This is a genomic window from Streptomyces sp. NPDC060198, assembly GCF_042728415.1.
GTDB lineage: Bacteria > Actinomycetota > Actinomycetes > Streptomycetales > Streptomycetaceae > Streptomyces.
Genome location: NZ_JBHWZJ010000178.1, coordinates 1 through 14,618, shown reverse-complemented (window position 1 = coordinate 14,618; position 14,618 = coordinate 1). Strand labels below are relative to the sequence as shown.

The window sequence follows — 14,618 nt, the reverse complement described above, 5'->3', positions numbered from 1 at the left end:
CGGTACGGGCGACCGGTGGGGTCCGGACGGTCGTCGGGCGCCTGCGGCGGGGCGGCCGGTGACTCGGACGGGTGGTGCATGTGTGTCCCTCGATGTCGGTTCGGTGGTGCGGGCGGGGGCCCGGGGGAGTGGGTGGGTCCGGCGGCCGGGCCCGCGGGGGTCAGCCCGTGGGCTTCCGGTTTCCGCCCAGGAGCCGCTGGAGCACGATGAAGACGAAGAGCAGCGCACCGATCACGATCCGGGTCCACCAGGAGCTCAGCGTGCCCTGGAAGTTGATGACCGTCTGGATCATGCCGAGGACCAGGACACCGAGAGCGGTGCCGAGGACGAAGCCGGAGCCACCGGTCAGCAGGGTGCCGCCGATCACCGTCGCCGCGATGGCGTCGAGCTCCATGCCGACCGCGTGCAGCGCGTAGCCGGAGAGCATGTAGAACGTCAGCAGCACCCCGCCGAGCGCGGAGCACAGCCCGCTCACCGCGTACACGGCCACCTTGGTGGAGCCCACCGGCAGCCCCATCAGCCGCGCGGAGGTCTCGTTGCCGCCGAGGGCGTGGACGTTGCGGCCGAAACGGGTGTGGTGCAGCGCCACGAAGGCCGCGGCGAGGACGACCAGCGCGATCACCACGGCGGGCGAGACGAACAGCCCCCCGGGCATGACCAGCCGGGTCTGGGCGATGGTGACCGTCGTCGGGTCGCTGATGGAGATGGACTCGGTGCTGATCGTGTAGCAGAGGCCCCGTGCCAGGAACATGCCGGCCAGCGTCACGATGAAAGGCTGGATCTCGAAGGTGTGGATGACCCACCCCATGAGAGCGCCACCGCCCGCGCCCACCAGCAGGACCAGCGGAATGACGGCGAACAGGGGCCACCCCTGCCGCTCCACCAGCCAGGCGGTGAGCATGGTCGACAGCGCCACCACCGACCCCACCGACAGATCGATGCCGCCGGTCAGGATGACGAAGGTGACCCCGATGGCCACCACCAGCAGGAAGCTGTTGTCGATCAGCAGGTTCAGCAGCACCTGGGTGGAGAAGAACCCGTCGTACCGCGCCGAACCGACGGCGAACATCGCCACCAGGAGCACCGAGGTGACCACCAGCGGGACGCGGGTGCGGGCGCGGGGCGAGAGAGGGGCGCGGAACGGCCGCGCGAGGGTGTCGGCGACACCCGCGATGCCGGTGCTCATGTACGTACCTCCTGCGGGAGCGGGCTGTCGTCCGCCGCGGCGTTCTGCCGGGAGGGTGCCGGCTTCCGGCGGCTCAGGACCTTCGCCCGGAAGACGGGCGACTGGATGAGGCAGACCGCGATCACGACGAAGGCCTTGAAGACCAGCGTCGTCTCGGGCGGGACACCCAGGGTGTAGACCGTCGTGGAGAGGGTCTGGATGATCAGGGCACCGAGCACCGTCCCGCCGAGCGAGAACCGGCCGCCGGTCAGCGCGGTACCACCGATGACCACGGCGAGGATGGCGTCGAGCTCGATCCAGAGCCCCGCGTTGTTGCCGTCCGCGCTGGACACGTTGGAACTGATCATCAGCCCGGCGACGGCGGCGCACAGGGCGCAGAAGACGTACACCACGGTGAGCAGGCCCGCCGCCCGGATGCCGACCAGCCGACTGGCGGCCGGGTTGCCGCCCACCGACTCGATCAGCAGTCCCAGGGCGCTGCGCCGGGTCACCAGCGAGGTGAGGACCACGATCACCGCCGCCAGCAGGACGGCGAAGGGGAACATCAGCCAGTAGCCGCCGCCGATCATCTTGTACGGGCTGCTGGTGACGGTGATGATCTGGCCGTCCGACACCAGTTGGGCGATGCCCCGGCCGGCGACCATGAGGATCAGCGTCGCCACGATGGGCTGCACGCCCAGACGCGAGACCAGCGTGCCGTTGACCAGGCCGAGCACCACCGCGCCGCCCAGGGCGACCGCGACCGCCCCGAGCACGGTGGAGACGCTGCCGGGATGCGACGAGCCCGCGATGTGCTCGCAGGCCAGCGCACCGGCGATGGCGACCGTGGAGCCGACCGAGAGATCGATGCCGCGGGTCGCGATGACGAGCGTCATACCCAGCGACACCAGGACGAGCGGCGCGCCGAACTGGAGGATGTCGATCAGGCTGCCGTAGAGGTGGTCGCCCCGGACGTGGACGGCGAAGAAGTCGTGGGTGAAGGCGAGATTGCCGAGCAGCAGGGCCGCCAGGACGGCCGAGGGCCAGAACAGCCGGTGGCGCAGCAGCCGTTGCCCGACGCCGCCGGCCGACGGGCCCTTGGCGGGGTGCGGGGTCATGAGTCCTCTCCGGTGGCGATGGTGGCAAGAACGCGTTCGGGGGTGACGGTCTCGTCGTTGGTCAGGGTGGCGACCATGCGGTGGTCCCGCAGCACGCCGATGCGGTGGCTCAGGCGCAGGACCTCCTCCAGCTCCGCCGAGATGAACAGCACCGCGGTGCCCTGGGCGGAGAGCCGCGCGACGAGCTTCTGGATCTCGGCCTTGGCACCGATGTCGATGCCGCGGGTCGGCTCGTCCAGGATCAGCAGCTTGGGATCGGTCAGCAGCCAGCGCGCGAGCAGCACCTTCTGCTGGTTGCCGCCGCTGAGGTGACGTACCTGCGCCTCGGGGTCGGTGGGGCGGATGTCCAGCGCGGAGATCCACTGCCGCGTCAGTTCGTCCTGTCTGGCGCGTGAGATCGGCCTGGTCCAGCCGCGCGCGGCCTGCATCGCCAGCACGATGTTCTCGCGCACGGTGAGCTCGCCCACCAGCCCCTCGGACTTGCGGTTCTCGGAGCAGAAGGCGATCCGGCGGGCGATGGCGGCCCGGGGGGTGCGCAGCGAGGCCGCCTCGCCCTGGATCCGCAGCTCTCCGGTGTCCGCACTGTCGGCGCCGAAGAGCAGTCGCGCGGCTTCCGTGCGGCCCGAGCCCAGGAGCCCCGCGAGCCCGATCACCTCGCCGGGCCGGATGTCGAGGTCGTACGGCTCGATGTAGCCGGTCCGCCCCAACTGCCGCGCCCGGATGAAGGGTTCCTCGGTCGTGCGCTCCTCGGCCTCCTCGTGCGCGGCCTCCGAGAGCTCGTCCAGGGTGGCCAGTTCGCCACCGATCATGCGCTGTACCAGGGAGACGTGGGTGAGTTCCCCGATGGGGTACTCACCTTCGAGCCGGCCGTTGCGCAGGATGGTGACCCGGTCGCAGATCTCGAAGACCTGGTCCAGGAAGTGCGTCACGAACAGGATGGCCACGCCGCGGTCGCGCAGTCGGCGCACCAGGGTGAAGAGCTGGGCGACCTCCTCGCGGTCGAGACTGGAGGTGGGCTCGTCCAGGACGAGCACCTTCGCCGAGACGTCGACCGCACGGACGATGGCCACCAGTTGCTGGACCGCGAGGGAGTGCGAGTCCAGCGGACCGGTGACATCGAGATCGAGCTCCAGTTCCGCCAGGAGCTCGCCGGCCCGGCGCCGCAGCGCGGACCAGTGGATCAGGCCGAATCTGCGCGGTTCGCGTCCGATGAGGATGTTCTCCGCCACCGAGAGGTTGGAACAGAGGTTCACCTCCTGGTAGACGGTGCTGATCCCGGCGTTCTGCGCCTGGAGCGGATCACCGAACTCCCGGGCCGCACCGTCGACGAGGATGGTGCCGCCGTCCGCGGGATGCACCCCGGTGAGCACCTTGATCAGGGTGGACTTGCCGGCACCGTTCTCCCCCATCAGGGCGTGGACCTCACCCGGATAGAGCCGCAGGCCGACCCCGTCCAGGGCCAGCACACCGGGGAACTCCTTCCGGATGCCGTGGGCTTCGAGAACCGGCCGCGGGCGGTCGGTGGGGTTCGTCTCAAGGGTGGGTGGGGCTGCCATCCGCCCTCCTCTCGTCGGGTGTGGCCGAAGGGGCCGCGGGCCGGGGGCTCGTCACGTGCGCGCCGCCGGCGCGGTCCGGTGGTCCTACGGGTGCTGCCGGCCGGGCCCGGTGCGCCTCAGGGGGTTCGGTACTCGCGGGCCGGCCGGTCGGCCTCGGGTGCGTCAGTACTGGCGGGTCGGCAGGGCCGCCGCGGCCTTGTCCTGCGGGAAGACGCCCTCCACGGTCTCGACGCGTGCCGGGACGCTCTCGCCGGCCGCGACCTTCTTCGCCAGTTCCATCAGCTGGTCGCCGAGGAGGGGGTTGCACTCCACCACGACATTGATCTTGCCCTCGGTCATGGCGGTGAAGGCGTCCTTGATGCCGTCCACCGAAATGATCTTGATGTCGGTCCCCGGCTTCTTGCCCGCCTCCTCGATGGCCTGGATCGCACCCAGGGCCATGTCGTCGTTGTGGGCGTACAGCACGTCGATGTCCTTCTGGGACTTGAGGAAGGCCTGCATGACCTCCTTGCCCTTGGCGCGGGTGAAGTCGCCGGTCTGGGAAGCGACGATCTTGAACTTCGGGTCGGACTCGATGACGTCCCCGAAGCCGGCCTTGCGGTCGTTGGCCGGAGCCGAACCGGTGGTCCCCTGGAGCTCGACGATGTTGACGGGGCCCGTCTCGTTCTTGTACTCGGCGGTCAGCCACTCGCCGGCCGACTTCCCCTCCTTGATGAAGTCCGAGCCGAGGAAGGTCTTGTAGAGCGAGGTGTCCTGCGAGTCGACGGCCCGGTCCGTGAGGATCACCGGGATGCCCGCGTCCTTCGCCTCCTTGAGCACGGTGTCCCAGCCGGACTCCACCACCGGTGAGAAGGCGATGACGTCCACCTTCTGCTGGATGAAGGTGCGGATCGCCTTGATCTGGTTCTCCTGCTTCTGCTGCGCGTCGGAGAACTTCAGGGTGACACCGGCCTTCTTGGCCGCGTCCTGGACGGACTTGGTGTTGGCGGTACGCCATCCGCTCTCCGCGCCCACCTGGGCGAAGCCGAGGACGAGCTTGCCGTCGGACTTGTTCCCGCCGGAGCCGCCACCGGCCGGAGTCGTCTCGGTGGAGCATGCGGTCATCGTCGACGCGGCGAGGAGGCCGACGGCGAGGGCGTAGGCGATTCTGCGGGCCATGGTGGTGTGTCCTCTCGGAGGGATGTTCGTCGCTGCCGACGTGAAGCGGTCCGGTACGCCGCTCGGGGAGTCGGACCGGCCAAAGGCGGTGCGGGGCTTCCGGCGCGGCCGGAAGCCCGGGTGGTGACGGCGGGAGGTTCATGGGGTGCGCCGCGAGCAGTGTGAGCGCTAACACTGCGGTATCTCAAGCCCTGTGCGCGAGTTACCTATTTGTGACATGGCGGCGCATGGAGGATGGGGTCGGGGGAGGGGAAGGGGGTGCCGTGACGGTCCCACCGTCCATGTGCGGGAAGGCCAAGTTCCGTTTGGAGCACGGAGGTTGTGAGTCGCTCGCGAGGTGATCGCCGGGCGCCCCGGCGCCCGGCTGCTCCTCGGGCGATCGGGCCGCCGGGGCAGCTGTGCGTGAGGGCGCGAGGGTGTCGCCTTCCGCGCCGGGTGCGGGCTGAGCCGAAGGGGTTGAGGTGGGACGCGAAAGGTGAAGCGGCTGCACTGCTCTTGATTTCACAATTGTTAGCGTTCACACTTTCGGCTGTCGGCGGTCCCGCTCATTCGGCTCCGCGCAGCACTGTCGCTGGTGGACCGCCTGTCGACCACCTTTCCCGAAGGGCAATCCTGGTGACTTCCCATCCCTCCCGTACGCCGTATGCCTCGTCAGGTCCGGCGGACGCCGAGCAGTACACCGTGGGCGTCGACTTCGGCACGCTGTCCGGGCGCGCCGTCGTCGTCCGGGTGCGCGACGGTGAGGAACTCGCCTCCGCCGTGCACGAGTACACGCACGGCGTGATCGACCGTCTGCTTCCCGGGGGCGAGACATCCCTTCCCCCCGACTGGGCGCTGCAGCATCCGGACGACTGGTGCGACGTACTGCGCGCGGCTGTGCCCGCCGCGGTGCGGGCGGCCGGTATCGACCCCCGCGCCGTCATCGGGATCGCCACCGACTTCACGGCCTGCACCGTGCTGCCGACCCTGGCCGACGGCACCCCGCTCGCCGCGACCGAACTCTCCGGCAGGCCCCACGCCTGGCCCAAGCTCTGGAAACACCACGCCGCGCAGGACCAGGCGGACCGGATCAACGCGCTCGCACACGAAAGGGGCGAGAAGTGGATCGCCCGCTACGGCGGAAAGATCTCCGCGGAGTGGCAGTTCGCCAAGGCGCTCCAGGTGCTGGAGGAGGACCCCGAGGTCTACGCCCGGTGCGCCCGCTGGATCGAGGCGTCCGACTGGATCGTGTGGCAGCTCACCGGAACCGAATCCCGCAACGCCTGTGCCGCCGGATACAAGGGCATCCACCAGGACGGCTCCTACCCCGCGCAGGAGTACCTCGCCGCACTGCACCCGGACTTCGCGGACTTCGCGCGCACCCGACTGGAGTTCCCGCTGGCGGCACTCGGCTCACGCGTCGGTTCGCTGACCGCCCGGGCGGCGGAGTGGACCGGCCTGCCCGAGGGGATCGCCGTCGCCGCGGGCAACGTCGACGCGCACGTCGCGGCCGCCGCCGCCCAGGCGGTGGAGAACGGCCGGCTACTGGCCATCATGGGCACCTCCAGCTGCCACGTTGTCAACGGCCCCGCCCTCGCCGACGTGCCCGGCATCTGCGGAGTCGTCAACGGCGGGATCGTCGACGGCGCGTACGGCTACGAGGCGGGCCAGAGCGCGGTCGGCGACATCTTCGGCTGGGCCGTCAGCCAGGGAGTCCCCGCCGACTACGTGGACGAAGCGGCCTCCCGCGGTGAGGGCCTGCACGACCTGCTGACCCGCAAGGCCGCCGCCCAGCCGGTCGGCGGGCACGGGCTGGTGGCCCTGGACTGGATGAACGGGAACCGGTCCGTACTGGTGGACCACCACCTCTCCGGCGTCGTCGTCGGTCTCACCCTGACCACCCGCCCCGAGGACGTCTACCGGGCCCTGCTCGAAGCCACCGCCTTCGGCACCCGGGTCATCGTCGAGACACTGGAATCCGGCGGAGTGCCGGTGGACGAGTTCATCGTCACCGGGGGACTCAAGAAGAACACCCTGCTGATGCAGATCCACGCCGACGTCCTGCGCCGCCCCGTCTCCCTCGCCGCCTCCGAACAAGGCCCGGCCCTCGGCTCCGCCATCCACGCCGCCGTCGCCGCCGGAGCCCATCCCGACGTCCGCACCGCCACCGCCGCCATGGGCAGGCTGCACCGGAACGTGTACCTCCCCGACCCCTCCCGCGCCGACGCCTACGACGCGCTCTTCGCCGAATACCGCCTGCTCCACGAGCACTTCGGCGTCCGCGACGGACTCCTCCACCGCCTGCGCCGCATCCGTAACCACGCACTCACCAGCACCCCGGCCGACTGACCCGCCGGACGACCGCCACCCGACCCGCCACACTTCACCCACCGGGAGTCCCCGTGTCCAGCCAGGCCCCCTCCGTCCGCGAAATATGGTTCCTCACCGGCAGTCAAGGCCTCTACGGAGAGGAGACGCTCCGACAGGTGGCCGAACAGTCCGGCACCATCGCCGCCACTCTCGCCGACTCCGCCGAGATGCCCGCCCGGATCGTCTGGAAGCCCGTCCTGACGGACAGCGCCGCGATCCGCAAGATCTGCCTGGACGCCAACACCGACGAGCGGTGCGTCGGACTGATCGCCTGGATGCACACCTTCTCACCGGCGAAGATGTGGATCTCCGGCCTGGACGCGCTGCGCAAGCCGCTGCTGCATCTGCACACCCAGTCGAACGTGGCCCTGCCCTGGGCCACCATCGACATGGACTTCATGAACCTCAACCAAGCAGCGCACGGAGACCGGGAGTTCGGATACATCCAGTCCCGGGTCGGTGTCGCCCGCAAGACGGTGGCGGGACACGTCACCGATCCGGTGACCAGTGCGCGGATCGCCGCATGGGCGAGGGCCGCGGCCGGACGCGCCGAACTCTCCACCCTCAAGGTCGCCCGCTTCGGCGACAACATGCGCGACGTCGCCGTCACCGAAGGCGACAAGGTCGACGCCCAGCTCCGGTTCGGGGTCTCCGTCAACACCTACGGAGTCAACGACCTGGTCGCCCACGTCGACGCCGCCACCGACGCGGAGGTCGGCGGACTCGTCAAGGAGTACGAGGACACCTACCGCCTCGCCGCCCCGCTGAGGGCCGGCGGCGAACGCCACGAGGCGCTGCGGTACGCGGCACGCATAGAAGCCGGCCTGCGCACCTTCCTCGTCGACGGCGGGTTCGGCGCTTTCACCACCAACTTCGAGGACCTCGGCGGTCTCCGGCAGCTCCCCGGCATCGCCGTACAGCGACTCATGGCCGACGGATACGGATTCGGCGGCGAGGGCGACTGGAAGACGGCCGTCCTGCTGCGCACGCTCAAGACGGCGGCGAACGGCCTGCCCGGGGGCACCTCCTTCATGGAGGACTACACCTACGACCTCTCGCCCGGCAACGAACTCATCCTCGGCGCCCACATGCTGGAGGTTTGCCCGTCCCTCGCGGACCAGGTCCCGAGCTGCGAGATCCACCCGCTCGGCATCGGCGGCCGGGAGGACCCGGTCCGCCTGGTCTTCGACGCCGCGGCGGGTCCGGCGGTCGTCGTCGGGCTGACCGATCTGGGCGACCGCTTCCGGCTCGTCGCCAACGAGATCGACGTGGTCGCCCCCACCGAGCCGCTGCCCGCGCTGCCCGTGGCCCGCGCCGTGTGGCGCCCCCGCCCCAGCCTGCGTACCTCCACGGAGACCTGGCTCACCGCCGGGGGCCCGCACCACACGGTGCTCACCACCGCCCTCGGGGCGGAACACCTGGACGACCTGGCCGAGATGCTGCGTACCGAACTCGTGCTCATCGACGAGTCCACCACGCCACGGCAGTTCGCCCGTGAACTGCGCTGGAACCAGGCCTACCACCGGCTCGCCGGCGGCCTGTGACCGATTGCGCGGGCAGGAAGCCGAGGAGTGACGGACCGGGCGGGCCGATCACTCCTCGGCCAGAGCTCAGCTCTGCGGCGTCAACAGGTCGATGAGGTCGCGGAGTTCTCGCATCAAGGAGGCCGCCTGAGCGCGGTCCCGGGCGATGCACAGGGCCCCGAACTTCCCGAACTCGGTGACCGGGCTCATCAGATGGAGCACCACGCCGGTCTTGCGGACGGGGTCGTAGCCGATCGGTGAACCGGTCACGGCCTCGATGAGCTGGGCGGGGCGCAGTCCCTGGTAGCGGCGTTCCATGATGACGTCCGACGCCTCGTAGACGTACTCCACGCCGTCCACCTCGAGGCGTCCGTCCGGGGTCGGCTCCACGCCGAGCAGTCCCACCGCCATGGTGAAGGGGTGCTTGGTGGCGGTGGCGCGGAGATTGATCTCGCAGCCCAGCAGACGCCATCCGTCGCCCGACCGGGTGGCGAGGAAGTCCACCCCGTAGTCGCCGCTGCCGACGCCGCGCTCCCGCAGTACCTCGCCCACCCGCAGACCGTGGTCGATGAGCTGTCGGCGGTAGTCGGCGGCAGCGGGGAAGGTGCACCCGTGATAGGTCTGCCCGTCCCCGGCGAGGACCTGGTCGTGGGTGGACACCGCCTCCACGGTCCCCCGCTCGGTCAGGCGCCCCTGGAAGCTCGGGCTGAGCAGCGGTACTTGGGTGACCATCTCCTCGGCGATCACCCCGTCGTCCTTCATCAGGGTCACGTACTCGTGCCAGGTGAGCTTGGGGTCCATGAGCACCGCGCCGGGCAGCGCGCGTGCGACCCGCTCCTCGACGCTCTCGCCGCCCGGCGCGTCGATGCCGTCCTCCAGCGTGAGAAGCGCGTTGCCGAGACCCCCGCCGAACGCCGTGCTGTCCAGCTTCAGCACCAGCTCGCGCACCCCGGTCGCGGCGAGCCCGGCGACCGCCGAGGCGAGCGCTCCGGGGTCGTGACACACCCCGCTGCCCGACGGCACGGGAATCCCGGCGGCGGCGAAGATCTGCCTGCCGGTGTGCTTGGTGCCGAGCGGGATGTGGGCCGACAAGGGCTGGGTGCCCGGCAGGTTCAGAGCGCGGGCCAACTCTTCCAGCGGCTTCGACGGTTCGAAGTAGCTCAGCCGTACGTCCGCTCCGGCGCTCCGGTGCAGCTCGGCGAACTCATGTAGATCCGAACGCACAGCGGCAGCGCGTGGGCTGACGGGATCGAGCACCTTGGTGCTGAGCCAGCGGGTCGTGGCATCGTCGAGCGGCAGCACCGTCACGAGCTCGCGCATCCGCCGCAAGCTCTCTCTGTCCGCCGTGCGCGCACCGCCCAGGAGCAGGCCGAGGTAGTAGTCCACCTGTTCCTCGCCGTCGATCACGCTCGGCGCGGTGACGTAGAGCAGATGGCCCCCGGCACGGCAGACCGTGGTGACGATCGCCGGGCCCAGCAGCCGTTCGGGGAAATACGTCGCGCCGGTGAGCCGCTCCAACACCTCGGGGCCGCACTCCCGGCTCTCGATGTGGATGCGGGCCGTGGGGCGTCGATACGTTTCAGTCACAGCGTCCTCGAAGCTACGGGTGCCGGATGGGACCTTGCCGGGAGGGGCACAGGGTAAAGCGACAACTCGAGAGCCGGCGTCGGGGTCACGGTCTCCCGCGGTGGCGCGGACCCGGGGGACAGCTTTTGGCCGGGGCGGGCTTCCGTGCTGCCGTCCCGGTCGCGCGATTCGTTGCGATCCGGATCGATGGGCGCGTCCATATGCTGAGAAGCCTCCACGGAACGCGTCGCGGGAGGATCGCGCTGTCCGGTGAAGCCGGTGAGGGAATTCTCCGTCCGGTGATCGAAGGCAGTGAATGTCCGGAAGCGATTTCCGGCGGATGCGTGAAATCCGTCGACTCTGTTTCGCGACATCCGGGCGTCCGTCGCGAATATTGCGGCCCGGGTGCGGTCGGTGTCGGTCGGCGTGTCCCTCGTCCGCGTGGATCGTCAGCCTTTCGTGGGGCCCCGATGGCGGGACCGGAGCGGATCGTGTCGGCAGACGGAGAGGACAGGGCGGAGAAGCGGGACGGGAGGAGGGGGGAGGAGAACCGGCGCAGGAACGTGAACGATGGTTCTGTGATTGCTTCGTCCTGTCCGCGGAACGGAGGAAACAACCATCCAACCTTGCCTCAGCTCCCCATCGTGTACAAGGCCGCTTTTTCGCCGACCTTTTCCTCGGACACTCCTGAAAAGCGTCGGTCGCCATGTGGCGGGACGGCCTTCGGGGGCGATGAGTTCACCGGCTGCGATGCGTGGCCGCGCCCCGGCACAACGAGGACAGGGCCGGCAGACGTGCTGCCGGCCCTGTCGGACCTTGTGCATGTGCTCTCTGGGAAGTTCGGGGAATCAGGAACCGGGACCTCGGGTCTCAGGAGCTCCGGAGCCGGGGGAGGGTCGCCGGATCGTCCCCGGCTGCCTCAGCAGGCGCCGAGGTCCACCCATACGCCCCACTGGCCCGTGGTGCCGGGCACCTCGCCCTGCGTCCACCACTGGGCCTTCCAGGTGTGTCCCTGGTACGAGACCGTCTGACCGCCGGTGTAGATCGACGCCGCCGCCCACGGGGTGGCCGTGCACGCTGTCGTCGCGCCGCCGGTGACCTTGAGGGAGTAGGTCGCCGTGTGGCTCCCGGACGCGCCGGTGCCGGTCACGCTGATCGTGTACGTACCCGAAGCGGCGGCCGAGGTCGTCGCCAGGGTGAGCGTCGAACTGCCGCCCGCCGTCACGGAGGTGGGGCTGAGCGAAGCGGTGACACCCGCCGGTGCGCCGGTGACCTTGAGGCTCACCGTCTGCGCCGAGCCCGCCGTCACCGCCGTCTTCACCGAGCTGGTGACCGAGCCGCCTGCGGTCACCGAGCCGGAGGCCGGTGTCGCGGTCAGCGAGAAGTCGTTGGCCGGGGTCGTGGTGGTGCCGCCGGTGAAGGGCGAGAAGATGTGCGAGAAGTCCCAGGTGTTCTGCTGGATGCCGGAGCAGCCGTCCGCGGCGGCGCCGCCGGGGCAGCTTCCGTTGTCACGCTGGAGCGCCCAGAAGGACAGGAAGTTGATGCCCTTCGAGACGGCCCAGTTGTAGACCTGGGTGGCGTTGGCGAGAGTGAAGGTCTCCGCCGGGCCGAAGTCGTCGACGCCCGGCATCTCCGTGATGCCGACCATGCCCCACAGTTGCGCCGTGGTCTTGGTCGGATAGAGCGTCGCGAGCTGGTTGACGAGCCCTTGGGCCGCGGTCTGGGTGTCGTTCGCCATGTTGTGGGTGGCGTTGTCGTAGTAGTCGAACGTCATGAGGTTCGCGACGTCGACACGCGCGCCGTTGCTGACCGCGTTCTGGAGGACGGCGAGCGCGTTGGACTCCAGGCCCGAGGTGGTGGTCGGCAGGGTGTAGGAGATCTCGACCTTGCGCCCGTTGGCGGCGGCCCAGTCCTGGAGGATCTTGATGGCCTTGTTGCGGCGGTCGATGCCCGCGGTGTTGCCCAGCGAATCGACCTCGATGTCCATGTCGAGGCGGGTCACGTCGTACGTGGTGACGACCTTCTCGTAGGCCGCCGCGATCTGGTTGACGTCGGTGCAGCTCTCCGCGATCTCGGTGCCCGTGGTGTCGGCCGCGTATCCGCCGAACGAGGGGATGACGTCGCCGCCGTTGGCCTGCATCGTCTTGATGTCCGTGCCGAACGAGGAGGCGGCGATCGGCATCCCGGTGTCGCCGCTCCAGTACGGCGTACAGGAACCGGGAGTGGCGGTCTGGAGGAACGCCATGGTGAGGTGCTTGGTGCCCGACTGCGCGGCCAGCGCGGCGGGGCTTTCACCGGTCCACGTCTCGAAGAAGGGGGCGAAGACATGGGAGGGGAGAGGCGTCGCCGCCTGGGCGGGCCCCCCGATCAGCGTGAGTCCGGCGGCGGCGACCGCCGTGACCGTGGCGGTGACGACCGTGCGGAGCGAGCGCGTGAGTCTCATGGGTGTCCCAGCTGTGGAGGAGGGGCAAGAACCGCCGACTGCCTTCCGGTAGTGGCATGGTGCATGGAATCGGCGGTGACCGTGGCACGTCAATGGTCTGGACCAAGCGGGGAGTAAACCAATTTCCGCCGGGATGTCTTTCCCGCTGGTGAGGGGCGCGGTGTGGACTGGACCACTCGGCCGCGGTTTTACCGGCATTTGGCCAACCTGGCCTCCTCGGAGGCCCGTTCGGGGTGCCTGCGTCCGATCCGGCCATGTCGTGGGGTGGTGCTCGGGGAGTGGTGTGGGGCGGGAAGAGGGCTGTGCGACGGGAGACCGCTGGAGAACGGCCGGGCGGACCCCCGCGCACGGCGACGGGAGGTGCGGGAGTGGCCCCCGGGGTGCCCGGGCCGGATGTGCGGGAGACCAGAACGGCTGACGCGGAAAGGATGCGACGGGCCGTTCTTCTGGGAACTTGGGCGCCGGGCTTCGGACGTGTGACGGGTCCGCACGCCGGCGAACGCGCGACTTCGCGTTCCACGGTGGCGGAACGGCGCCGCCCGCCCCGGGTCATCGCACGGACCGCGAAGGCAGCACCGACCTCACCCACAGGGGGTACGCCCATGCACGTCCGCACCGCAGCACCGACGAACAGACGCGCCCGAGCCGTTCTGCTCATCATGGGGATGCTGGCCGCACTGGCGGCAGTCCTTCCGGCCGCGGGAACCGCGCAGGCCGCCGTCCCCGACCGGTGGGGGTTCGCCTACCTGGACAACCCGACGCCGCCCTCCGGCTATGTGCCCGACCCCACCCGCCAGTGGGGCAGCTGGACCTCTCCGTCGGCCAACCCCGTCAAGGTCGACCAGCTCGGCCTCGGCTCGTACGTGGCGCACTTCCCGCTGATCGGCGGCACGGGCGGGATCGCCCACGCCACGGCGGTCAACAACACCGCCCACTGGTGCCAGATCGCCGGCTGGAAGCAGGTCGGCACCGGCGAGGACGTCTTCGTGAACTGCTATCTCCCGAGCGGCGCACCCGACAACTCCACCTTCACCGTCCTGTACACCACCAGTAGCGGCGTTCCTGCCACGCCGTCCGGTTCGTACGGCTACATCTACTCCGACAGCAGCGGCACGGTACTCACCCAGTACAACTCCACCGGTGCCGTGAACGCGGTGAGCAAGGGCTCGACCGGCATCTGGAAGGCGTGGCTCCCCGGCCTCGGACTGTCCAGTTACGCGGGCGACTTCCAGGTCACCGCGGTCGATCCGCAACAGGGAGCGCACTGCAAGGTGTCCGACTGGGCACCGGGCTCCACCGGACAGACGGCCGTGGTCGCCTGCTACGACGCCTCGGACGCCCCGTACGACGCCAAGTGGACGTTGAGCTACTCCTATCTGCGAGCGGTCCACGGGCCGGCCTTCCCGCCGAAGTCGTTCGGCTACCTCTGGTACAACGGTTCGCTGCCCGCACTCACCAACTACAACTCCAGCGGTGCCACCAACGCCCTCGGTGGTTCGGGAGCGCCCTTCGTCGTCACCCTGCCGTCCGTCGCCGTCCCCTCGGACACCGCGCATGCCACCGCCTACGGCAGCGGACCCGGATACTGCGGCCTGTACGCCCCCTGGGTCAGGTCGGGCGGGACCGTTCAGCTCCCCGTCAACTGCTTCGGCCCCGGCGGGGTTCCGGTGAAGGCTCCGTTCTTCGCCGCGTACACCTCGGCCTTCTGACCTCGAGAGCACCACGGCACGACGTCGGTCC

9 protein-coding genes are annotated in these 14,618 nt (G+C 69.8%); 3 read left to right on the top strand and 6 right to left on the bottom strand.

Translation table 11 applies throughout. The features are described from left to right. Positions 1-160: 160 nt before the first annotated feature. The 4 genes from yjfF to ACFWEP_RS21135 all read right to left on the bottom strand — a co-directional run bounded on the left by yjfF (position 161) and on the right by ACFWEP_RS21135 (position 4,997). A complete protein-coding gene (gene yjfF, locus ACFWEP_RS21150; RefSeq protein WP_387371843.1) occupies positions 161-1,186 on the bottom strand; it encodes a galactofuranose ABC transporter, permease protein YjfF in 1,026 nt (341 codons plus the stop codon). Then, entirely contained in the window at positions 1,183-2,283 is a 1,101-nt protein-coding gene (locus ACFWEP_RS21145) for an ABC transporter permease (RefSeq protein WP_387371842.1), read from the bottom strand. The genes yjfF and ACFWEP_RS21145 overlap by 4 nt, the downstream gene beginning before the upstream one ends. Then, a complete protein-coding gene (locus ACFWEP_RS21140) occupies positions 2,280-3,839 on the bottom strand; it encodes a sugar ABC transporter ATP-binding protein (RefSeq protein ID WP_387371841.1) in 1,560 nt (519 codons plus the stop codon). Before ACFWEP_RS21140 ends, ACFWEP_RS21145 begins: the two co-directional genes overlap by 4 nt. Positions 3,840-4,001: 162 nt before the next feature. Next, the gene (locus tag ACFWEP_RS21135; protein WP_387371840.1) at positions 4,002-4,997 is read right to left on the bottom strand and encodes an ABC transporter substrate-binding protein; all 996 of its coding nucleotides are present in this window, start codon (positions 4,995-4,997) and stop codon (positions 4,002-4,004) included. Between the two features lie 681 nt (positions 4,998-5,678). Between ACFWEP_RS21135 and ACFWEP_RS21130 the strand changes: the two genes are divergently transcribed. Continuing rightward, entirely contained in the window at positions 5,679-7,325 is a 1,647-nt protein-coding gene (locus tag ACFWEP_RS21130) for a ribulokinase (RefSeq protein ID WP_387371844.1), read from the top strand. 53 nt (positions 7,326-7,378) lie between these two features. Further along, positions 7,379-8,890 (top strand): L-arabinose isomerase, encoded by a 1,512-nt coding sequence (araA, locus tag ACFWEP_RS21125; protein ID WP_387371839.1) that lies wholly within the window; start codon positions 7,379-7,381, stop codon positions 8,888-8,890. Between the two features lie 66 nt (positions 8,891-8,956). Here the strand turns inward: araA and ACFWEP_RS21120 are convergent, their stop codons facing one another. Together ACFWEP_RS21120 and ACFWEP_RS21115 are read right to left on the bottom strand one after the other, a co-directional pair. After that, positions 8,957-10,456, bottom strand: a complete 1,500-nt coding sequence (locus ACFWEP_RS21120) for a peptide ligase PGM1-related protein (RefSeq protein ID WP_387371837.1) — start codon at positions 10,454-10,456, stop codon at positions 8,957-8,959. An 898-nt stretch (positions 10,457-11,354) separates the two neighbouring features. Then, the gene (locus tag ACFWEP_RS21115) at positions 11,355-12,878 is read right to left on the bottom strand and encodes a glycosyl hydrolase family 18 protein (RefSeq protein WP_387371836.1); all 1,524 of its coding nucleotides are present in this window, start codon (positions 12,876-12,878) and stop codon (positions 11,355-11,357) included. A gap of 602 nt (positions 12,879-13,480) precedes the next feature. On the opposite strand from ACFWEP_RS21115, the gene ACFWEP_RS21110 reads away from it, so the two are divergent. After that, complete coding sequence (locus ACFWEP_RS21110) at positions 13,481-14,587, top strand: hypothetical protein (RefSeq protein WP_387371835.1); 1,107 nt, start codon at positions 13,481-13,483, stop codon at positions 14,585-14,587. Positions 14,588-14,618 lie beyond the last annotated feature (31 nt).

Excerpts from the sequence above, each read along its gene's own strand:
- yjfF (WP_387371843.1), bottom strand. The coding sequence starts at position 1,186 with ATGAGCACCGGCATCGCGGGTGTCGCCGACACCCTCGCGCGGCCGTTC.
- ACFWEP_RS21145 (WP_387371842.1), bottom strand. The coding sequence starts at position 2,283 with ATGACCCCGCACCCCGCCAAGGGCCCGTCGGCCGGCGGCGTCGGGCAA.
- ACFWEP_RS21140 (WP_387371841.1), bottom strand. The coding sequence starts at position 3,839 with ATGGCAGCCCCACCCACCCTTGAGACGAACCCCACCGACCGCCCGCGG.
- ACFWEP_RS21135 (WP_387371840.1), bottom strand. The coding sequence starts at position 4,997 with ATGGCCCGCAGAATCGCCTACGCCCTCGCCGTCGGCCTCCTCGCCGCG.
- ACFWEP_RS21115 (WP_387371836.1), bottom strand. The coding sequence starts at position 12,878 with ATGAGACTCACGCGCTCGCTCCGCACGGTCGTCACCGCCACGGTCACG.
- ACFWEP_RS21110 (WP_387371835.1), top strand. The coding sequence starts at position 13,481 with ATGCACGTCCGCACCGCAGCACCGACGAACAGACGCGCCCGAGCCGTT.